Source organism: Paenibacillus sp. FSL L8-0663 (assembly GCF_038008125.1).
GTDB lineage: Bacteria > Bacillota > Bacilli > Paenibacillales > Paenibacillaceae > Paenibacillus > Paenibacillus polymyxa_D.
Map to the genome: position 1 here is coordinate 3180526 of NZ_JBBOYM010000001.1, position 22675 is coordinate 3203200.

18 protein-coding genes and 2 pseudogenes are annotated in these 22675 nt (G+C 45.6%); 4 read left to right on the plus strand and 16 right to left on the minus strand.

Annotated features, from left to right (window positions below; genetic code table 11):
• The first annotated feature begins 125 nt into the window (after nt 1-125).
• Nucleotides 126-983, plus strand: a complete 858-nt coding sequence (locus tag MKY75_RS13655; protein ID WP_165146758.1) for an SDR family NAD(P)-dependent oxidoreductase — start codon at nt 126-128, stop codon at nt 981-983.
• Nucleotides 984-1181: 198 nt separating this feature from the next.
• Here MKY75_RS13655 and MKY75_RS13660 read toward each other — a convergent pair.
• The 3 genes and pseudogenes from MKY75_RS13660 to MKY75_RS13670 all read right to left on the minus strand — a co-directional run bounded on the left by MKY75_RS13660 (nt 1182) and on the right by MKY75_RS13670 (nt 2961).
• Nucleotides 1182-1810: pseudogene (locus tag MKY75_RS13660) on the minus strand (hypothetical protein).
• A gap of 193 nt (nt 1811-2003) precedes the next feature.
• Nucleotides 2004-2615: a DUF421 domain-containing protein gene (locus tag MKY75_RS13665; RefSeq protein WP_165146761.1), complete on the minus strand. Its 612-nt coding sequence runs from the start codon at nt 2613-2615 to the stop codon at nt 2004-2006.
• Nucleotides 2616-2814: 199 nt separating this feature from the next.
• Nucleotides 2815-2961 carry a hypothetical protein gene (locus MKY75_RS13670; protein ID WP_165146764.1) on the minus strand — a complete coding sequence of 49 codons (147 nt, stop codon included), beginning with the start codon at nt 2959-2961 and terminating at the stop codon, nt 2815-2817.
• A 613-nt stretch (nt 2962-3574) separates the two neighbouring features.
• On the opposite strand from MKY75_RS13670, the gene MKY75_RS13675 reads away from it, so the two are divergent.
• The 3 genes and pseudogenes from MKY75_RS13675 (at nt 3575) to MKY75_RS13685 (ending at nt 5376) form a co-directional block, all read left to right on the plus strand.
• The gene (locus MKY75_RS13675) at nt 3575-3724 is read left to right on the plus strand and encodes a hypothetical protein (RefSeq protein WP_202984580.1); all 150 of its coding nucleotides are present in this window, start codon (nt 3575-3577) and stop codon (nt 3722-3724) included.
• A gap of 118 nt (nt 3725-3842) precedes the next feature.
• Nucleotides 3843-4133 (plus strand): ImmA/IrrE family metallo-endopeptidase, encoded by a 291-nt coding sequence (locus MKY75_RS13680; protein WP_445671530.1) that lies wholly within the window; start codon nt 3843-3845, stop codon nt 4131-4133.
• 78 nt (nt 4134-4211) lie between these two features.
• Nucleotides 4212-5376: pseudogene (locus MKY75_RS13685) on the plus strand (tyrosine-type recombinase/integrase).
• A 66-nt stretch (nt 5377-5442) separates the two neighbouring features.
• Here the strand turns inward: MKY75_RS13685 and glnA are convergent.
• From glnA to mutS, 13 genes are all read right to left on the minus strand, one after another.
• Complete coding sequence (gene glnA, locus MKY75_RS13690) at nt 5443-6771, minus strand: type I glutamate--ammonia ligase (RefSeq protein WP_013310575.1); 1329 nt, start codon at nt 6769-6771, stop codon at nt 5443-5445.
• 117 nt (nt 6772-6888) lie between these two features.
• Nucleotides 6889-7302, minus strand: a complete 414-nt coding sequence (locus tag MKY75_RS13695) for a MerR family transcriptional regulator (protein WP_007430683.1) — start codon at nt 7300-7302, stop codon at nt 6889-6891.
• 83 nt (nt 7303-7385) lie between these two features.
• Nucleotides 7386-8639: a methionine gamma-lyase family protein gene (locus MKY75_RS13700; RefSeq protein ID WP_165146785.1), complete on the minus strand. Its 1254-nt coding sequence runs from the start codon at nt 8637-8639 to the stop codon at nt 7386-7388.
• 111 nt (nt 8640-8750) lie between these two features.
• On the minus strand, nt 8751-10037 hold the full coding sequence (gene hflX, locus MKY75_RS13705) for a GTPase HflX (RefSeq protein WP_029517891.1): 1287 nt from the start codon (nt 10035-10037) through the stop codon (nt 8751-8753).
• Nucleotides 10038-10150: 113 nt separating this feature from the next.
• Complete coding sequence (locus MKY75_RS13710) at nt 10151-11134, minus strand: AAA family ATPase (RefSeq protein WP_039271232.1); 984 nt, start codon at nt 11132-11134, stop codon at nt 10151-10153.
• Nucleotides 11135-11249: 115 nt separating this feature from the next.
• Nucleotides 11250-11945, minus strand: coding sequence for a YdcF family protein (locus MKY75_RS13715; protein ID WP_029518114.1), 696 nt, complete (start codon nt 11943-11945; stop codon nt 11250-11252).
• Nucleotides 11942-12499, minus strand: coding sequence for a DUF402 domain-containing protein (locus MKY75_RS13720; protein WP_069010609.1), 558 nt, complete (start codon nt 12497-12499; stop codon nt 11942-11944). The genes MKY75_RS13715 and MKY75_RS13720 overlap by 4 nt, the downstream gene beginning before the upstream one ends.
• 165 nt (nt 12500-12664) lie before the next feature.
• The gene (locus MKY75_RS13725) at nt 12665-15325 is read right to left on the minus strand and encodes a PBP1A family penicillin-binding protein (protein ID WP_165146788.1); all 2661 of its coding nucleotides are present in this window, start codon (nt 15323-15325) and stop codon (nt 12665-12667) included.
• Between the two features lie 190 nt (nt 15326-15515).
• Nucleotides 15516-15761, minus strand: coding sequence for an RNA chaperone Hfq (gene hfq / locus MKY75_RS13730; RefSeq protein WP_029518117.1), 246 nt, complete (start codon nt 15759-15761; stop codon nt 15516-15518).
• Nucleotides 15762-15781: 20 nt separating this feature from the next.
• Nucleotides 15782-16762 carry a tRNA (adenosine(37)-N6)-dimethylallyltransferase MiaA gene (gene miaA / locus MKY75_RS13735; protein ID WP_069010611.1) on the minus strand — a complete coding sequence of 327 codons (981 nt, stop codon included), beginning with the start codon at nt 16760-16762 and terminating at the stop codon, nt 15782-15784.
• Nucleotides 16746-17594 carry a class I SAM-dependent methyltransferase gene (locus MKY75_RS13740; protein WP_340885659.1) on the minus strand — a complete coding sequence of 283 codons (849 nt, stop codon included), beginning with the start codon at nt 17592-17594 and terminating at the stop codon, nt 16746-16748. Before MKY75_RS13740 ends, miaA begins: the two co-directional genes overlap by 17 nt.
• Before the next feature lie 12 nt (nt 17595-17606).
• Complete coding sequence (mutL, locus tag MKY75_RS13745) at nt 17607-19781, minus strand: DNA mismatch repair endonuclease MutL (protein ID WP_340885661.1); 2175 nt, start codon at nt 19779-19781, stop codon at nt 17607-17609.
• Nucleotides 19782-19844: 63 nt separating this feature from the next.
• Nucleotides 19845-22664, minus strand: coding sequence for a DNA mismatch repair protein MutS (gene mutS / locus MKY75_RS13750; RefSeq protein ID WP_340885663.1), 2820 nt, complete (start codon nt 22662-22664; stop codon nt 19845-19847).
• Between the last annotated feature and the right edge of the window lie 11 nt (nt 22665-22675).

Below are 22675 nucleotides of genomic sequence, written 5' to 3' on the forward strand. Positions count from 1 at the left end.
GGCTCTAAGTCAAGTCCTTATCCTTAGGACAAAACATCTGTTTTCCCAGCTTGACTTGGAGCCGACTCTAAGTTATAGAATGTGCAATATCAGTGGAAATACCCGATATCAGGAGGAGACGTGCAATGAACAAGAGACAACATGAGAATATCGCATTAATTACAGGCGCAAGCGCTGGAATCGGGTTGGAATTAGCCCGGAAATTGTTGTCGGAGGACTGGCAGGTGGTTGCTTTAAACCGTTCCGACTTTCCGCCGGACGATATGAGAATCCAAAAAGCAGTCAAGAGTGGATGGCTTCGAATTTATAAAACGGCCGATCTTGCCGATTATGCCAGCTTGAGACGGACTTTGGAAGAAATCAAAAGCAAGGAGCAGCGGATCGATATTTTGTTCAACAACGCCGGCGGGTCCTTTCCCGAGCTGAGCTATTCGAAACAAGGACGCGAAATGCATTATGAACTGTTGACGATCGTTCCATATATCATTCTGATGGAATTGAAGGGACTTATAAAAAGCGGTCACTTTAAAACGGTAATCAATACCTCTTCTTCAGCGCTAAATTTCACGAAAAAGTTTAATATCGAAATCCTCGAGCGCCCCAAAATCTTCCGCAAGCTACTTGGTCCTTACGCTACCTCAAAGCTAGCGCTTTCACTGTGGACTCAGGCCATCGCGCTGCAGCTTTCCAAGGACGACATCAAGATCCGCAGTGTTGACCCGGGTAGCAACAATACGCTAAGAAAAGGGAAAAATTCCGGACTTCCCATATTGGTTAAAACGTTGATGAAGCTGTTTTTCTCTCCGCCTACTCACGGCGCCAACAAGCTGTATGAGGGTGCTCTCGGGGAACACCGTAATGAGACCGGCGTCTTTTTACTGAAAGGTCAGGTTGCGGAATTAAAATTTAAAGATCAAGCGCGGAACGTTTTGGAAAGGATTAATACGATTTACGAACACGAATTTTTACAACGTAATTGTTAACCTTACGGCTGTATTAACCTGCTGCCCGTTACTTCAATAAAAAAGGAGCAGCTGCCGGCCCCGCGGTAAACTGCTCCCTTACTTTGAACTAACGTACCCGTTAGCTTAATGAAGCATTGTCAAGAAAATCACTTTATTTTCCAGTCTAGAACTCTAGACACCTACAATAAAGACCGCAAAGGCTTAAGCCCTTACGGTCTAATTTACTTCTGGCATCCTCAGTCCAATTTCACCCTCTTTGTTTCGCCCCCGACCATAGTCGATGGTGACAAAATCCAATGTACGGTTTGTTTTTAGGCTGTTTGCTATGTTGACAATAACCCTACGCCGTTTATCTGCAAATGTAGTTGCTGAGATAGGAGGAATGTCCTTGCGATAACCTTTTTCCAAATATTGTTGAGCTTTGAGATATTTCATACCATCCATAAATAACAGCTTTGCTATCAATCCCTCGTGCTTATCACGCATATTATTTATTGCAAACTTAATGTTATTCGTAAGGAATTGATAGAATTTATAGTTCACATGTCGCTGGTCTTTGAGTAGCACGGCATTTGCTGTCACATCTGCTGTCAATTCTTGTCCCGTAACTCGTTTAGCAACCGATCCCTCTGCCGAAAGCAAATCATATGCAGCCATACCGCTTTCCAATTGTTGAAGTGAGTATTCATAGTTTTTGATTACATCTATTAAATCGGTGTATTTGTTCAGTAACCACTTGGTTTTCTGATATCGTCCTTTTGGATATCGTCGAAAAAGTTTACCTGAATAATTTTGTTATTGTCTTCAATTTCACCTTTTGTTTGTAGTATTTCATTACGTATCATCACAAAATCACTCCAATAGGATTAAAAACAATAGAAAAATTTTAACCAATATAATTTATTGCTTCATTCAGCAGGGACACCCGGGACATTATTCTCTATGTTCTCTACTGTAAGACTGGACAGGCACCGTGCGGACGCGGCACAGACGTAAACCGTTATGATTTTCTTCTTGTTTGGAGGAGGCTGTAAAGTTTTACTGTAATTCCTCAGGTGGGCGAGAATCATGCCCTCCTTTAATTACTTCGGTAAACAGATTATTAGTGTTTTCCTTCTGACCTTTCTCTATAACACCATCACCGTGCTCCCACTTTGTTTCGATAAGATTGATAAGTTTCTGAATATCTGCTTTAGTCGCTGGCTGTTTTTCTGCATTCAGTTGATACCCAAGCTGTCCACTAACTTCTAGTGTCGCCCACTCTACATCTGTGATATTGGCTATACCAGCTTGTCTAAGTCTTTGCTCCAGTTTATCAACTGATAATTTAACTTTCTTCATATTTTCCAGTATTAACTGTCCGTCTTGAATTACTGCTACCGCTTTACCAGTAACTAGTGTTTCAAAAGCATCAAATTTAATTTGCGTATACTCTGTCACGATTAATAGCAAAGTTAATAATGCAGCTGCTCCAAACGTTACCCAGAGACCTTTCCCAGTTACAGGCTGAATGAGTAATGTTCCAATTGCAATCATCATTACAGTTACTGGTATTGACATTTGTGAAATGGACCTGCGTCCAGTTATACGTAAGAGAAGAACGCCTACAATAAAGATTAAAATTGTCTGCCATATCCATTCGTATTCCAAACCTGAAGACTCCTTTTTCATAAAATCATGTTTCCAGATTTATCTTTACCGAAATGGAGAAAAAATATCCTCAGTTTGGCTTTAAACATACACAATTTAGCCCAATCGTAATTGTCCATAGCTGTTTTCTTCCACTCATTATGAGAGTTCTCAAGTTGCTCATAAGTCATTTTCGGATACTTCTGTGGTAGTTTATCTGTCATTGTTGTTCCTCACCGCGCTTTACCAGTTCCAAAAGCTCTTTAAGCTCATTCGTTCCAAATACGTTTCCAAATTCACTCATTTCCGTTTCCCCTTCTTCCAGATCATGAATAAACGATTCTAGCACGCTGATCACCTGTGGCATCTATATATCCTCCCTTAGTGGGTGTAGGTCCTACACCCTGTATTGGTTTAATCCTCAAGTAAATTTATAAATCTAAGCCCCAAAATCAGGTCATTATGGTTAACACTAGTTTCAACGGAAGTCCATTCAGTGCTATAACCATGAGCCATCAATATAGACTGGATTTCCGCTATAAGTCCTCCTTGTTTATCTTGTGAGTTTGACATATCTATCATCCTTCCTTAGGCTTAATCCTTACTATCCAAATGCCTGAAATAATCAGGGTAGCTTTTGAATTTACCGTTCTTTATCAAATCATCTATTGCATCCCACCGCTCTTGCGTCAGGGTTATTGTAACGGATTTCTTGAGTCCAAGAGATTTGCGCCCTGCTCCTTTTCGGGCGCCACCTCTTTTTTCAACCTTTGCATCCTACGCCTTGCGCCTTTTGTTGAATCCTATTGGATCAGCGCGAAAAACAGCGTAGTCTTTAAAAAACTTATCTTTTTGGCTTATTAAGTTGGAATACTTTGAACGAAGCGAATTAATCTTTACATCTTTATTTTTTACTTGGTAGAGACGAAAGCATTATTCCAGCATGGGCATCTTCCAAAGACAAAAGAGATTTTAAAACAATGCTGGAGGAAGATAGACCTGTAATGTTTGATGGAGTGCCAATCTCGGATGATGACAAAGAGAAAATAAAACGAGTCATGGAGGCCATGTTCTGGGACGCTAAGAAGAAAAACAAAGAAACCTACGGCCGAAAAAAGACAGAGGACTGACGTATGGACAAAACCATACAGACTCATTCGACGCCACAAAACTAACTGCCCTTTTGAGATAGCAGATAGGATGAATATACAGATATGGCATTGTGATTTAGGGGATAGCACACGCGGCATGTATTACCGTAAGCTGCGCAGGCGCTTTATAGTAATTCATTCGAAGTTGAGTGAACCTTGGCAGAAATTCATCTGCGCACATGAACTTGTCCATGATCGACTTCATCCAGGTATCAGCCGATTCTTTCTGGACGAACGGTCGTTTTCCAATGCCGGAAAATACGAGAGGCAAGCAAAACAATTTGCTGTCAAGTTACTCACGGCTACGTCCTCACCAGATCCGGGCGAGACTATAGAGCAATTCTTACGCAGATGCTCTATCCCACCTGAACTACATACATTCTTATGATAACTTGCGCTTATACCGCTGCGAGGCGGTTTTATATACGCAAAAATAGGAACACACGTTCTTATTAGAGGTATAAAGATGGCTAATTACAAGAAGCTGAAAAGTGGATGGAGATATCGGTTAAAATACACCGACCCTTTCACACAGCAGCAACGAGAAAAATCAGCTAAACCTGAAGCGGAATTAGCGGCAGCTGATTTTCTAAAGAAGCTTAATCAAGGTTATGAACAAACCGATGTTGCTCTGACAGATTATATACGTAATTGGATTGATAACTATAAGAAAGGAGTTGTAAGAAAAAATACTATTAAACAGCACGAGAACAGCCTGAATACACACATTAAGCCTTATTTCAAACAACTAATGCTAAAGGACTTGAAACCGGATATGTACCAAAAGTTTCTAGACTCATGTCTCGAAAAAGGGCCAGAGCAGAAGATCTGTTGAAATTATTAATTCAACGGTATACGGGGCGATGGAACACGCATTGATACAAGGCAAATTAGAGCGCAACCCTTGTAAGGGATCAGTCATCAAAGGAAATAAGAAAAAGAACTCTATTGAGTTCATTGATTCAGGGGACATCCCTAAGTTCCTGCACGCCGCTAGGGGGTACGGATACGTGCACTGGATTTTTTATAAGACGCTTATTGAGACGGGGATGCGAAAAGGAGAAGCCGCAGCATTAAGATGGTCTGACATTAATTTTGATGAGAAGACAATCCATATTGACGAGACTCTCGATTTTCAACCGGATAGTGAAGATGAAATGTTTGGCGATACCAAAACGTTCAGATCAACTCGCACAATTACTATCAGTAGTACACTTGTTAACGATCTTAGGTATCACCAGGAGTGGCAGCAGCAAAACAAAGCCAATCTAGGTGAAGCTATGTACCGGCATGATCTGAATCTGGTCCTTTGCCGCAATGATGGAAGTCCTATGCCCAAGTCAACGCTGTTTAACTCATTCCAGCGTATTTTGAAGCGGGCAGAACTGCATGACGATTTACGCATCCACTCACTCCGCCACACTTATGCTGTACTTATGCTTGAAGCTGGTGCAGACATTAAGTTTGTTCAGGAGCAACTGGGTCACGGCAGCGTACAAATTACATCCGATGTGTATGCACACATCTCTAAAAAGTTGGAAAAGCGCAGCATGGATAAATATGAGCAATACACAGCGTCTATTCTCGGTTCAGAGTTGGGGGATAAAAGGGGGACGCCTCAGAAGAATTAACACTCACTTCTAAAACGTCCCCCGAATTAACCCTCCAAAATCCCTGTCACTACAGCATCTTGCATTTTAGTAAAGCGTCAGATATTGATCACGTTCCCATTGATGAACTTGGGTTCGGTACATATCCCATTCAATTTCCTTAAGCTCATAGAAGTAGGCCAATGCATGGTCACCCAGTGCGTCAGAGATAACTTCGCTACGAATAAGTTCAGACAAAGCTTCTTTCAAGTCTGCAGGCAGACTTGGAATGCCTTCTTCAATCCGCTCTTCTTCAGACATCACGTAAATGTTACGATCAATCGGAGCTGGCAGAGCCAACTGACGTTTGATCCCATCCAAACCAGCTCTCAGCATCACTGCCAAGGCCAAATAAGGATTCGCTGCCGGATCAGGGTTACGAACTTCGACGCGAGTGCTCAGACCACGAGACGCGGGAATCCGAATCATTGGACTGCGATTGCTTGCAGACCAAGCCACATAACAAGGCGCTTCATAACCAGGTACGAGACGTTTGTAGGAATTTACTGTTGGATTCGTGATCGCTGCCATTGCACGTGCATGTTTCAGAATACCAGCCATATAGTGGCGGGCCGTCTGGCTTAATCCGAGTTCGTCCGTTTCATCATAAAATACGTTTTCATTGTCCTTAAACAACGATTGATTGCAGTGCATACCAGAGCCATTTACACCAAACAAAGGTTTTGGCATAAAGGTAGCATGCAAACCATGCTGACGAGCAATCGTCTTAACAACGAGCTTGAACGTTTGAATCTGGTCCGCAGCTTTAATCGCGTCTGCATATTTAAAGTCAATCTCATGCTGACCAGGTGCAACTTCATGATGGGATGCTTCAATTTCGAAGCCCATCTCTTCAAGCTTAAGTACAATTTCACGACGGCAGTTTTCACCCAGATCCATCGGAGCCAGGTCAAAATACCCGCCTTGGTCATTCAGTTCTGTAGTTGGCTCGCCTTTTTCATCCGTTTTGAACAAGAAGAATTCAGGCTCGGGTCCGACATTCATCGAAGTGTATCCCAGCTCTTCGGCTTCCTTAAGTACACGTTTCAAAATGCCCCGCGGGTCACCTGCAAATGGGACTCCATCCGGCTTGTAAATATCGCAGATCAAACGAGCTACACGATCCGAGGTTACCCAAGGGAATACAACCCAAGTGTCCAAATCCGGATATAAATACATATCAGATTCTTCAATACGCACATAACCTTCTATGGAAGATCCGTCAAACATCATTTTATTATCCAATGCCTTTTCCAGTTGACTAACCGGAATTTCAACGTTTTTAATAGTGCCCAGCAAATCTGTGAATTGCAAACGAATAAAACGAACATTTTCCTCTTTCGCAATCCGAAGGATATCTTCTCTGCTATAACTCACTCTAACCTCTCCCTTTCTGTAACGACTATATACGAATCAGTTGTTCTATAAATTACTTAAATGATGAGACCTGGTTTTAAAGTAAGGCAACCTTATACCAAGAGGTAAGTCAAAGCATTATCTCTTATTGAAGAACCGTGATAATTCACCTTGGATCAGGGATACCTGTCCTGGTCTTTTGCCTGCAACAAGTTGTTGTTTCAGCAAGCGGTGAAGCTGAGTATCAGACATTTCACGGCGTTTAACTTCCGTATCTGCAGTAATAACCGTAGCTTCCTCCGATTCCTTGGTAACCGGATTCATGACTTGTTTAATTCCCGCAATGTTAACACCTTTCTCGATCAACGCCTTAATTTCAAGCAGACGCTCTACGTCATTAAAAGAGAAAAGACGTTGGTTTCCCGATGTACGGGCAGGAACTATCAAGTTATGCTGTTCATAATAACGAATCTGACGCGCTGACAAGTCCGTTAGCTTCATGACAATACCTATTGGAAATAAGGCCATATTTCTGCGAATTTCGTCGCCCATTTGTCATCAACCTTCCAGTGATCTATTATACACCTTATTGTACATTTAGCTGATGCAAAGTGTCAATGACATGTTAGAAAAACTCACAATAATTTACGTTCTTTCATCGTTTGCAGAGCCATAAGTACTCCAAATTTAACATGAGAGTAGGTTAACCCCCCCTGCATGTAACCAATATAAGGCTCACGAATAGGAGCATCTGCGGATAATTCCAAACTTCCCCCTTGTATGAACGTACCTGCAGCCATGATAACTGGATGCTCATAACCCGGCATATCCCACGGCTCCGGCACCACATGACTATCCACGGCAGCCGCACGCTGAATGCCCTGTACAAAAGCAATTAGATGCTCTGGTCCACTAAAAGAAATAGCCTGAATCAAATCCGTACGCTCTTCATGCCAGGCAGGTTTGGTCTCAAATCCCATCTCTTCAAAGACCGCAGCTGCGAATACGCTCCCTTTAACCGCTTGCCCAACCAGTGTTGGAGCAAGGAATAGTCCCTGAAATATGCCTCGTGTAGTACCTAGCATGGCTCCTACTTCTCCACCAATTCCAGGTGCAGTTAATCGGTAGGATGCCAGTTCTACATACTTTTGTTTGCCGCAGATATATCCACCCGTTTCTGCAATGCCACCACCGGGATTTTTAATCAACGAACCTGCCATCAAATCGACACCGACTTGAGTAGGTTCCAGCTTCTCGGTAAATTCACCGTAGCAATTGTCAACAAAGACAATGACGTCAGGTTTTATTTCCTTCACACGTGCTGTCATTTCTTCAATATCTGCTACACTAAACGAAGCTCTCCAATCATAACCGCGTGAACGCTGAATACCGATCACTTTGGTATTGGCATGGATCGCAGACTCCACCGCTTCCCAGTCCACTTTACCTTCCGCTGTTAGTGCGGTTTCCCCATAAGTAACGCCAAAATCCTGCAATGATCCTGTTCCGTCGCCGGGCTTACCAATCACTTTGTGCAGTGTATCATAAGGCCTCCCAGTAATGTATAACAGTTCATCCCCTGGACGTAGCACACCAAATAAAGCAGTGGCAATTGTATGAGTACCCGAAGCAAAATGCGGACGCACCAACGCTGCCTCCGCACCGAACACTTCCGCATAGACTTCTTCCAGCACCTCACGTCCCCGGTCATTGTAAGCATATCCCGTCGAACCCGCAAAGTGGAAATCGCTCACTTGCTTCCGCTGGAATGCCTGAATTACCTTCCACTGATTTGAATCTACAATATGATCTATGTGCTGTATACGTTCTTGTATTTTATGTTCTGCCGTTTCCTGAATTTGCTGTATTTCTGGACTAAAAACTACCATTTACTTTCTTGACCCTCTCTCTTACGCAGCCTTAGGCTATTCATGTTATATTATTGTTCACTTTGAACGATGAGCATTATCATTTTATTGACCCAAAAACATCATTAGATGTTAACCTTCTGTGAACTCGCTGAGCGCATGACCATACTTTTCGTACTCGCCTCTTTGAATTTCAACTTCATAAATGACATCATTGCCATCATACTCTGTCAGTAGTACATCTCCAATTCGATAAAGCACCGATGTTAAATCTCCACGTTCCGCAGGAATGCGAAATCTCAGCGTATCACCACTCAGATGCTCTTGAATCAGTTCACGAATGCCCAGCAAATCCCCTTCATCAAAAGCGCTGATTTTCAAATAACCCTCCCCGGAAGGAAGCATTTCGAGTTGCTCAGGGGTACAGGCATCTTTTTTGTTAAATAATACGATCTGAGGCTTGTCCGCAGCCCCTAGCTGCTGTAAGATCGTCTCTACAACTTTCATCTGTTCGTCTCGCATATCCGAAGACGCATCCACGACATGCAAAATGAGATGTGCCTCATTCGCCTCCTCCAAAGTAGCCCGGAAGGAAGCCACCAAATCATGAGGAAGATTTTGAATAAAACCGACCGTATCCGTAAGAATAACTTCTTTTCCACTCGGAAGTTCCATTGTTCTGGAGGTAGGATCCAGCGTCGCAAACAGTTGGTTCTCAATATATACATCGGCTGCTGTCAGTTGCTTCAACAGCGTCGATTTGCCCGCATTGGTATAGCCAACAAGTGCAACCTGAACAATACCGCTCTTTTGTCTGCGCTCCCTGTGCAAATACCGGTGACGGGTCACTTCCTCCAGTTGGCGTTTCAGATCACTGATTCGGTCACGAATATGGCGACGGTCTGTCTCCAGCTTGCTTTCACCAGGACCACGTGTTCCGATTCCGCCGCCAAGACGCGAGAGGTTTTTGCCATGTCCAGACAATCGGGGGAGTAAATATGACAACTGTGCCAGTTCAACCTGAATAATACCTTCCCGGGTTTTTGCACGTTGAGCAAAAATGTCCAGAATCAACTGTGTACGGTCAATAATTTTGAGATCCAGACTTTCTTCCAGATTCCGTACTTGGGCCCCCGAGAGCTCCTGATCAAAAATAGCTGTATTCGCTCCCAATTCTTCAGCAACTGCACGCAATTCCTCTACTTTTCCTTTACCAATAAACCATTTTGAGTCCTTGGCTTCCTTATTCTGTGTCAGGACGCTCAGTACCTCAACTCCCGCTGTCTCAGCCAGTTTCACCAGCTCATCCAACGAGTATTCCGTATTAATGCCAGATCGTTTGACTTCATCCGTAATCAGACTGACCAGAACCGCCTTGTCCTGCATTTCGGTTTGTGTATCATGAGTGGAGTTCGCCATATTGTTTGCTCCTTTATTTTCATGTCAACTCTCGAACAGAGACCGACCTGATGTTCAGGCCGGCCCCCGTTCGATGTCATAGCATTCGATGTGATTCAGATTCCTATTATCGCCTATCTTTTATCCATTTTCAAATCCTCTGGACGCAGCGTCATCAATTCCTGTTTGCCGGGTTGCCCGCTCCTGTACTGATTAAGCAACCTGACAGCTTGGTGCCGAATCGCTTTTTCAATCACATTACGAACATAGCGTGCATTACTAAATGCATGAAGACTGTCATTACGCTCGTTTAGCAAATGCTCCTTCATTTTAATTATGGACTGAGGCATGAGAATATAATCCCGCTCCTTGGCCATCATCTCGGAAATTTGGATGAGCTGATCCACAGTATAATCAGGAAAATCCAACTGGATTGGAAAGCGAGAAGGAAGACCAGGATTCGTTCGTAAAAAAAAGTCCATTTCCCCCGAGTATCCAGCGAGAATCAAAATAAATTGATTTTTTTGATCTTCCATGGACTTTACCAAGGTATCAATCGCTTCTTTTCCAAAATCCTTTTCCCCTCCGCGTGCCAAACTGTAAGCCTCATCAATGAACAACACGCCGCCAAGAGATTTCTTTACCAGATCTCGCGTTTTTTGCGCCGTGTGGCCAATATACTCACCGACCAGATCAGCCCTCTCCACCTCAATCAGATGACCTTTGCTCAGTACCCCCATTTTTTGCAGCATTTTAGCGATAATGCGGGCCACTGTCGTTTTCCCTGTACCTGGATTTCCTTTAAAAATCATGTGATACACGTGGGCATTGCTCAACAGTCCTGCATCCGTGCGCATATGGGCGATCTGCAAAAAGGCATATACCTCAAATACCAGGTCTTTGATGTTATCCAAGCCGACGAGATGATCGAGTTCTTTCTGAATTTCCTGATAAAGACTGAGATACTGCGGTAGCGCCTGTGACTTGGTTGAAGCCACTACTTCCGTCTCGTCCACAGTCACCGAAGCTATCGGCTCCGGGCTACGCAGCACGACATTAATTTGTCTGGAAGGTCTCTCCTCCGACCGCTTGCCCGCGGCGATTCCCCGTCCGTTCATGCATCCATCACCTCAACATTTCTTCAGGCACAGCTTACCCTATTAATGTATTCGGTCTGGCATGTCCTTATTAGCATAAAAGCAACGGGAACGTGCACAAAGCCTTTTCTTTAATTCAGGCAACCCAAGTTTGAGCGCTGATCCACCACCGTTGCAGCGTCCATTTAGCGTATGCCAATACTTCTCTTGATTGATGAATTGGCATATTCAGCACTTTAGATTCCGTCAGAGCCATCTGAGGATGATCAAACTTTAAGAATTGAGCAATCTCCATCGCCCGAGGGCCATGATAGCTATGTGTGATGATCACGGTAGAGGTCCATCCATATTCCTTCATAATGCGCTGGCTATAGAGCAGATTTTCGTAAGTACTGGTCGCATGGTTTTCCAACACAATATGCTGTACAGGGACCCCTCTATCTACCAAATAGCGTTGCATGCCCTCAGCCTCCGTATACGGAAAATCGGGTTTATCCAGTCCACCACTTACAATTAGATGCTGTACCGTCCCGTTGCGGTATAAGCGCAAGGCTTCTTCCAGCCTTTCCTTCAATCCAGGACTGGGCTCAGCCCCCCACATAGAAGCACCTAATACGATACCAATTTGCACTTGCTGGAGCGGAGTGGTAGAGGCGGCCGTATTCATGTTCCACACTCGGATTCCTGCCCATACCAATCCGATCAAAATGAAAATTATCAAAGAAAGTACAAGACGCTTGGTTACCATAGATATTTTCTTAAGGCGACTCTGCCTGCTTTTCAACTCAGGGCGTTGGGGCCCGATGTCTTTAATCCACTGCAAAACTTTCACCGTTCTCTCTTGAAATCACCGTTGTGAAACCATTCTGATCGGTGTTTCAGCGACATTTTAAAATAAGGGAACACGTGGGCATCTATCTGATGTAACACATCAGCCGCTGTACGGTTAGCCAATTCTGCCTCTTGCGTTGAGATATGCCCCCGTTGTAATGCCTCCTCCAATTCATCCTCATCCACCAGGAAGATTTCACCGTTTTTAAGCACCACAACATCCAAATACAGATCGTCAAACCAAGGGACTCCTTGATCAGTCACACCCTGATTTCGGCAGGTATCAATATACCATTCAACGATTTGCTCCCGATTGTCAAACATAGCAGTCACCACATAGTGCTCACCTTTTGGATAATATTGCAGCCAGGAATATCCTTTATCGGCTATGCAAAACGTATGACCACCGTAACTCTTCCATAACGGCTCCTTGAGACTCAAAATGGTATACAGGGTCATATATCCTGTAAACGCGTCACTTTCTACATACCGGCAAGCAAACTTGCGATTGGTGATTCTGCGCCAGTTGGCCCGGTCTCCGAATTTGCGCTTCATAAATGATGTTCCTCTCCAACATTGGTAAAACCAGCTTACCATATTTAAACTGTACACTCAAAAAGAACCCCTGTATTACAGCAAAAAAGGTATTTTCAGACTGTCAAAACAGTCCGAAAATACCTTTGATTTGAAGCCAATATCATCTTACATAAAACATATTTGCTAATCCCGGTTGTGACGTCCACGATTGGAGTTTGAATGACCGTTGGATTTGCTTTCCTGACTTCCATCCATAATAGCACCTGTGGTAGATGCATCTGTATTTTCTGGATTGGTCATAGTATTTTCATCAGTTATACCTGAATCCGGCGTAGTCGTCTGACCATTCCCCGTATTTGTATCGTTTCCGTTCCCAAAATTGTCGTTACTGTTGCCTGTGCCTCCAGTACCATTTCCATTGTTACCTCCAGGAGACGTTGGTACTTGGTCAGAACCAGTACCGTTATCAGTACCTCCAGGAGTCGTATTCCCCTGGTCTGTGCCGTCCTGACCATCTATATTCTCGCCATTATCCGGTACAGTTCCATCCTGATTAGGATCATTTCCTAGCTGCGGATCTATCGGAGTAGTCTCTGTCGGAATTTCTACACTAATCGTATTCGAAGCTGCGGATTCTTTACCATCCGTTCCATAAGCTACGACATAGTATTGATACGTTTTTCCAGCTACAGGAGACGTATCTTCGCCACTCGTGCCTCTCATCGCCTCCATAATCGTCCTGAAGCTTCCTTCGGAAGACTCTTTACGATAAACACGGTATTGTACATTGTCTCCCTCTGCCGCATTCCAGGACAACGATACAATTTGGGTGTCCTGACTATAAGACCCGCTCAGTCCGCTTGGAGCGGTAGCCTGAACCGGCTCTTCTGGCTTCTGCTCAACTGGTGGTTCATATCCCTTCGGCTCGCTGAATTGCGTAACCGGATGCCCCTTGAGAGCTTCACCCATGACCCTTCCGAAAAAGGCTGCCGACTGCCCACTATAGTTTCTGAGCATATGTTTACTGTCCGGCTTATCATAACCCATCCATACTGCTCCGGTATATTCTGGCGTATAACCGACAAACCAGATGTCCCGGTTACCACTATTACCGCTAATTCCACTTTGGGTCGTACCCGTTTTACCGGCTACAGGCCAGTCAATGCGTGCTTTGCGACCTGTGCCGCTATTGACTACATTTTGCATCATTTTTGTCATTTCATAAGCCGTTTTTTCACTCATTACAGATTTAGTTTCCTCTTCATGAGTATAAACTACTTGATCATCACTATTGTTAATTTGCTTAATAGAATAAGCCTTTTGGAATTGTCCTTTATTGGCAAATGAGCTGTACGCCTGCGCCATTTCAAGGGTATTCGTCCCTTTGCTTAATCCACCCAATGCGATAGCAAGTGAGTGATCGTTTTTGTCCATCGGAATGCCTACGCTCTCGGCAAATTGAACCCCTTTTTCCACACCGATTTGGTTCAGCAACCATACAGGCGGAATATTTTCAGACTTCGTAATCGCGTCGAGCATGCTGATGGTCGACGAGTAACCATGCAAGTTTTTCGGACTGTATCCGTTAAAGCTCTGGCGTTCGTTACTCAAAGGAGTATCCATCGTAAATTTACCGGATTCGAGAGCTGGCGCATAGGCTACAATCGGCTTGAAGGCCGATCCTGGCTGTCTGCGGCTCTGTGTCGCACGATTGAAGGTTCCCTTTTTGTAATCCCGTCCGGGTGCCATAGCGGCAATTCCACCTGTCTGGTTGTTAATAATGACCATCGAAGCTTGAACCGGCTGATCGTCAGGACTTTTTTCGAACATGTCATCATCTGCCATCGCCTGATCCAGCGCATTTTGAGCCTGGGCATCCATTGTGGTATGAATTTTGTAACCGCCAATAATCAGATCATTGCCGCTAACTCCTGGCAGTGCATCCTCTGCCTCATCCATGACGTATTCCATAAAATTTTGATACTTTTGAACTTTTTCTGGTTGTTTGTAATTGTAATTTACAGCCTTGGCCTCTTCCATCTCTTGCTTTCCAATCATCCCCTGCTCAAACATCAGCTGGAGAACCACCGCACGTCGTGCCTTCGAGTTCTCCGGGTTACTGATCGGATTATACTTGGATGGCCCTTTCGGAATAGCTGCCAGTGTAGCAATTTGCCACAATTTTAATTCTTTTAAGTTGGTTTGCCCAAAATAACCTTCCGACGCTGCCTTAATTCCAGAATAGGAGCGTCCAAACCAAATCCGATTTAAGTAGAGAGTAATAATTTCATCTTTAGTCAACCTCCGCTCCAGCGCCATTGCGATGGACACCTCTGTCGCTTTACGGAAAAAGGTTTTGTCGCGTGTCAAAAACAAGTTTTTGGCCAGCTGCTGAGTTAGCGTACTGCCGCCCTCCACTGCCGAACGGGCCACGATATCCTTAACGGCTGCCCGGCCGATAGACCAAATATCAACTCCTTGATGTTCCATAAAACGCTTATCCTCGGTTGCAATAAAAGCTTTTTTGAGCAAGTCTGGTATTTCTTCACTTTTGACAGGATCACTTTTTTGCACAGACAACTCACCCATGAGCACACCGTTGCGGTCATAAACCTTTGATGTCTCATTCACTGTGATTTTGTCCTTGTTCGCATCGTAAATTTTTTCGCCATTTACCATGACAAATAAATAGCCACCAAGTGCGCAAAATATAGCTACCGCCGCGGTAATAAACAGCGTCCATCCAATTCGCTTACCTGTAATTTTCTTTTTCTTGCCCTTCGGCTTCTCTTTAGATGTGTTTCTATTGCGATTGCCGGATCTGGACAATGAATCGTTTGGCATTCCCCTGACTCCCTTTCGCGAATAATCATATGGTACCTAACATAAGCTTAAAGCTTGCTGTCGGCAGCTTGAAAGTAAACGGAATGAAAAGAACAACCCTGATCAGGTTGCTCCCGGTCACATTCCTATACAGTTAGACGAGACGGACGCCTGAAAAGTTTCATGAACCCGGACGACCGTCAAGCCGTAATCAGTTATCGCTAGCGCTATCCTGTTGCTGTACAAGCGATACATTGCGTTGCGGTGTAAAGGTGGAGATGGCATGCTTGTAAATCAGCTGCTGCTTTCCATCCGAGTCGATCACAATCGTAAAATTGTCAAATGCTTTAATCGTCCCTCGCACCTGAAATCCATTGATGAGGTATACCGTTACAGGTATAGAATCCTTGCGCAATTGATTCAGAAACGTATCTTGGATATTAATGGACTTGTTCATTTTAGCCGTACCCCCAATAATCATTTGGATTGTTTTGAAGTATATTCAAGGTCTGTCCGGAACTTTCCTGCTATAATTTCGTGTATTTGGGCTGCATGAGCAGAAAAATTTCCGAAATCAGTGACATCTACCCACTGGATATCCTTCATATGGCGAAACCACGAGAGCTGTCGCTTCGCAAAATGACGCGTATCCCGTTTTAGCCAAGTCACCGCCTCTTCCAAAGACACCTCTCCCCGCAGGTAGGAGGATATCTCTTTATAGCCTAGACCTTGCATGGAGATGGCATCGCTTCGCACTCCCCGTTCCATTAAGGAGGTTACCTCAGCAACAAGCCCTTGATCGAGCATCCCGTCAATTCGGTCTTCAATACGTTTATATAGCATTTGCCTATCCATTGTCAAACCTACGATGCAGAGTTGGTAGGGAGATTCCTTTTTTTGACTGGCAAGTTGAGAGCTAAGTGTCGTTCCGCTAACATGGTAAATTTCCAGTGCCCGAACGACACGACGACGATCATTAGGATGCAAACGAAGTGCACTTTCGGGATCAACCGCCTGTAGTCGCGCATGAAGCGCGTCAGCTCCAAACTGTTCGGCATAGTCCAGCTGCTCCTGACGAAAAGCTTCGTCAGCCCCTACCTCGGAAAACTGGTATTCATAGCAGACTGATTCTACATATAAACCTGTTCCGCCTACGATAAACGGTAGCTTTCCTCTAGATTGAATATCAGGTATGAGACGACGACAGTCCTCCTGAAATTGGGCTACTGAATATGGGTATTCAGGCTCATGAATATCAATTAAATGGTGCTTGATTCCTTCCATTTCCTGTTCGGAAATTTTGGCAGTTCCAACGTCCATATGACGGTATACCTGCATGGAATCCCCGGAAATAATTTCCGCGTCAAATTGTCGAGCCATCTCAATGCTTAGTTTCGTCTTGCCAACCGCAGTCGGGCCAACAAGAACGAGTAGTTTAGGCTTAGGTGCCACTGTCAATATCGATCACTCCGTACACTGTTTTCGTTGTGCCCCGCTGCTCTACACGGAAGCCGAGGCGGGCAAATTCCCCGCTACCCCGTTTTTCTTTTAATACAATTGTTTTTCGTGCAATCCGTTTCGCATGAACAATACTTTCCTCACTCAACGCGTCTGGATTTGCCAACCCTCTCAATGGACCAATTGCGCTGGAATCGAGCAACGGATCACGAAACATAGGGTCAAAATAAATAATATCTATACTGCGATCCGGCAAACTACGCAAATAGTCCAAATGATGACCAAAACGAACGTCAATGTTGGAAAAGGCTTTATCTACTTCAGCGTTGCCGGAACGGTAATGCCTCATTCCATCCTTGATTAAAGCGTAGACGGGGAAAGAACTCTCCACAGCCGTGACTTGTCCAGAGCTTCCCGTTCCAATTGAAAATAGAAGAGAATCCGTACCAAGTCCTGCAGTGCAATCCAGCACGGTATCACCCGGGACGATCCGGGCAGCCGTCAACATCGGGTCAGGTTCACCCTTTAATACCCGTTTGGCGCGAATGAAGCCCATACTGGGGTGAAAAGCCATCGGTGGTTGTTCTGGGCTAATCAGCCTTACTCCGCCCTGCACCAGAACCAACGCATGACGGGCTCTGTGAGCCGCAATTAGCTTAGCTACCGATATGCCACGACGAGGGGCATACAGCGCCCCTAACTCGGCTGCAAGCAACTTCGCTCGCTCCACAACCTCAGCCGAGGGGGAATCCCCTGTCGTGACGAGTAATTCGACTTGCTTTTCCCGTAGGCTCGACTGCTCTTCTTCACGGTTTTCCCGATCCTGCAACATATATATACTCCCTTACATTACTCTTTTAAACAGCTTCTCTAAATCATATGTGGAAAAGGAAACCACAATAGGTCGCCCATGAGGGCAAGTATAAGGTTGTTTGCACGCTGCCAAACGCTCTAGCAGCACAATAGCCTGCCGATCAGTCAGCTTCTGGTTTGCTTTAATCGAAGCCCGGCAGGAGCACATGATTGAGGCTGCTTCCCGCAGCTTAGCAAGATCAATGGCTCTTTCCTCCAGCACCCATCCGGCCATTTCCTCAATGACATCCGCTTCTTCCCCTTGGGGAAGCCAGTACGGGTAAGAGCTGACACGGAAGGTTTGACCGCCAAAATGCTCCAGATACACCCCCGCCTGTTCAAACCAGTGCAGCCTTGTTTTCAACTTTTCCGTTTCGGAAGGCGTAAAATCCAGTGTAATTGGCAGTAGCAGCTCCTGCGATACTGACTCAGGATTGCCGAATTTTTCATAATAAAATTCATAATTGACTCGTTCATGTGCGGCATGTTGATCAATTAAATACAAGCCCTGGTCGTTCTGCGCAATCAGATATGTCCCATGGTGCTGACCGATTAAATTCAGTTCAGGAAAAGTGGGCAGCTCTGGAACTTCTCCCGACACCGCTGCCAATTGCTCCGCATCCAGACGTTGCAGGCGCGGCTTCTGATCCGCGAAATGACGGGAATCCGTAGCTTGTCCTGCAATCGGCGGCACAGAAGATGGGTAAGTAGCAGAAGCAGCCGTTTCCTTTATCCCTCCACTGTATAAAGAAGATGTGCCTATTGCAGCATTATCTCCTTCGGACGACTGTACGGTCGCCCCATCAGGGAGCGGCACTTCCCCTTTAACTTCACTCCCGTTGTTTTCTTCCACAAAATCTGCATCCAGTTCATCATCATTAATACTTTTACCTGAAAGATTGTTTGCCCGTCCAATGGCTGAGAGACTATCCCTGCTCGGACGTTGCTCACGCTCCTGGCTACCCCTGTTATTCTCTTCGTTCCTGTTCAAGTAATTGGATTGGCGCGATTCCTGGCTCTCCGGCGAAGTCACGGAAGGTGGCAGTGCTCCCCCCCGGTCTTTGCCGGAAGGAGCATCCCCTTCCGCACCATTTCCCTTCGAGAAGTGAAACTGCTCCTGCACAAACGAGCCACTGTCCTTGCCACCGATCTCGCGCTTGACTGCCTTCGGAATCAGCACTTGCTGCCCTAAGACAGCTTTTACCGAATCTTCAACCAGCTGAAACAGTTCAGCTTCTTTACTGAACCTTACCTCCAGCTTGGCAGGATGAACGTTAACATCCACCAGAGAAGGATGCATTTCCAGTTGGATCACAGCCAGCGGAAAACGATTGATCGGCAACAAGGTATGATACGCCTTGAGCAACGCCTGATTAAGCCCGTAGCTTCGTACAAAACGTCCATTCACTACTGTCGAGATCGCATTGCGATTTGATCTCGTCCACTCTGGGCGACTGACATAGCCACTAATTCGGTAATCCAGGCTCTCTCCTTCTAGCAGCAGCATGGATTTCGCCGCAGAAGTTCCGTAAATAGCGGCAATCACCTGCAGCAAATCACCATTGCCCAGCGTTTGCAGCAATGTATTGCCATTATGCCGCAATGTGAAGGCCACTTCCGGGTGCGAAAGCGCCATTCGGTACAATACATCCGAAATGTGTCCCAGCTCGGTCTGGATTGTTTTCATATATTTCAGCCTTGCAGGTGTATTATAAAACAGCTCCCGTACGGTAAAATCCGTCCCTTGCCTACTAGCAGCATCCTCGTGAAGTAACAGCTTACCGCCTTCAATCACTAATTTACGGGCACGCCCGTCATCTCCGGCTGCTGTAAGCAACTCTACTTTCGATACTGCCGCAATACTTGGCAACGCCTCTCCCCGAAAGCCGAGACTTGTGATCTGAAACAGGTCGCGACCATGTCCAATTTTACTTGTCGCGTGCCGATAGAATGCCGTTTCCACGTCTTCAGGCTCAATGCCACTTCCATTATCCGTCACCCGGATACTTTGCAAGCCGCCCTCTTCTACCCATACGTCCACCCGCGTACCGCCTGCATCAATCGCATTTTCCACCAGTTCCTTCACGACGGAGGCTGGACGCTCCACGACCTCACCGGCAGCAATCTGGTTCGCAATATGTTCATCCAGTACCCGAATTTTAGACATCCTTTTAACCTCCTCCTGACTTCAAAGTGCGATGAAAAATAAGAATAATGTCACTTATTTTAACTACAGGCCATTGGCCTTATTTTTAAGATCATTTAATAGCTGCATTGCCTGTAAAGGAGTCATATTCATGACATCAGCATTCTTCACCTTGCGCAAAATTTGGCGCACAATTGGATTCGTCTCTACTGTCTCTGCGTGGGGCTTGGAGGTGGCAAGCTCCTGCTCTCCAAAAATGGACAGCTGTACCACTTCGGTTGCTCCTTGCTCCAACCTGCTGGAATCCTCCACAGTCTGTAGAGTATCTTCTTTTACCAGGGTCGCCTGCTGTGATAAAGACTGAGCTGATGATGCAGTTTCTCCGCTTTCTCGCAATGTCTGGCCTGAATTATATTTGGTCAAAGAAGAAATATCCTCTGTCCCTGAAACTGTACGAAGATCAGTCCCTTCCTTCCCTCCTACTACTATCTCGGTACCTGCCGTTACTTGAGCCGCTGCCTGTTCAAAACCATTCAGCAGTCCATTCGCTCGCTCAATAATGTTATTGGGCAAGCCTGCAAGCCGAGCACAATAAATACCATAGCTACTGCTAGCCGCTCCCGGTATGAGCTTGCGCAGGAAATTCACTTTGTCGCCGCTTTCCTGCACGGCCATAGAGTAATTTCGCAGCGAAGACAGGCCTTGCTCCAAATGCGCCAGCTCATGGAAATGCGTGGATACCAGTGCCTTACAGCCGATCGTGTCATGGACAAATTCGATGACTGCCTGTGCAATTGCCATTCCTTCACTGGTAGACGTACCTCGTCCCAGTTCATCAATAATGATCAAGCTTCGCGGAGTTGCTTTGTCCGTCATTACTTGGATATCTGCCATTTCGACCATAAACGTACTCTGCCCACCGATGAGATCATCCGCTGCGCCGATCCGTGTGAAAATGCGATCCAGCATCGGCACCTTGGCACGTGCAGCAGGGACAAAGCAGCCAATCTGAGCCATAATTGCAATAAGTGCGACCTGACGCATATACGTACTTTTCCCAGCCATGTTCGGCCCGGTGATAAGTAGAATATGCGCATCCGCTTCCTCCAACACCGTGCTGTTGGCGATAAAACCGCCATCTTTCATTACGGCCTCCACCACGGGATGACGACCTTGCTCCACTACGAAATCATATCCTGTAGTCAGCTCAGGTTTCACGAATCCCCGTTCCGCGCTAACCGATGCCAGCGACTGATACACGTCAATTTCAGCCACTTGCTCTGCCAGCTTTTGCAAACGGGGAATTTCAGCGTTTAGTTTACTGCGAAGCTCAGAGAAAAGTGTGTACTCCAGATCAACCATTTTATCCTCGGCTTCCAGAATTAGAGATTCCTTTTCCTTCAACTCCGGTGTAATATACCGTTCCGCATTCGCCAACGTCTGTTTGCGTTCATATCGACCTTCTGGTAATGAAGCCAAATTGGATTTGGTCACCTCGATATAATAACCAAATACTTTGTTATATCCAATTTTAAGTGATCGAATGCCGGTTGCTGCACGTTCCTTGGCCTCTAGCTCAGCGATCCAACGCTTACCGTTGACACTCGCCTCCCGCAGTTCGTCCAGACGCTGATGGTAGCCTTCCTTAATAAGACCTCCATCCCTTACGGAAATCGGCGGTTCATCAGCCACCGCTTCCTCAATCAATGTACACAGGTCTGTACAGCTATCCAACGTTTGTGCAATCCGTCTCAGCGTCTTCGAAGGAGATTCAGCACACAATTCGCGTAAAGAAGGAATTCGGGCCAACGACAGCTTGAGAGCGATCAGATCACGTGCATTAGCACTGCCAAAGGCGATCCGCCCAACCAGACGCTCCAGATCGTAAATCTCTTTAAGCTGAGCACGTACATCCTCTCGGAAAATAAACTGGTGGTACAGCTTGTCCACTGCTTCCAAGCGTTCCTCAATAAGACTGCTGCTCAACAACGGTTTGTCGATCCAACGACGCAACAGACGCGCTCCCATGGAAGTCTCTGTGCGATCCAACAGCCACAGCAGCGAGCCTTTCTTGGAGCGTTCACGTACTGTCTCCACCAGTTCCAGATTCCTGCGGGTAAATGGATCCAGAATCATAAAATGGTTTGGCTCATATACGGAGATTTGGGTCAATTGGCCTAACGATCTTTTTTGCGTTTCATTCAAATAGGAAATCAAGCGTGATACGCACCGTCTGCGTTCCTCCGTAAGCCTTGCCCACGTGGCTTCGCCAAATTGATCCCGAACCAAATCATCCTTGGATTTGTCCCAGGCCGTATACACAACACGCCGTCCAACGGGGGACATACGGGAAGCCACAAAATCAAGCAGATGACCATCCCCCAACATTTCGGACGGCTCATAAATGTTTATTTCATCTAGTAGCCATTCTTTCGAATCAGGCACAGAGGTCACATACAATTCACCTGTTGACAAGTCGCACGCCGCAAGAGCCAGCATCCCGTCCGTCTCTGTGACACATACCATGTAGTTGTTGGATTTATCACCCAGCACCTTGCCTTCCATTACTGTACCCGGGGTCACAACGCGGACAATATCCCGCCGCACCATCCCCTTCGTAGCTGAGGCTTCCTCCATTTGCTCACAGATGGCCACTTTATAACCTTTCTCAATGAGGCGCTGTATGTAATTTTCCGCTGAATGATAAGGCACGCCGCACATCGGAATTTTTTCCGTGGCGCCACCCTCACGACCCGTAAGTGTAATTTCCAGCTCCTTGGATGCAAGAATTGCATCATCGAAAAACATCTCGTAAAAATCTCCCAGACGGAAAAACAAAAATGCATCTTTAGCCTGCTCTTTTATGGATAAATACTGCTCAATCATCGGTGTATATTTAGACATACCGTTTACTA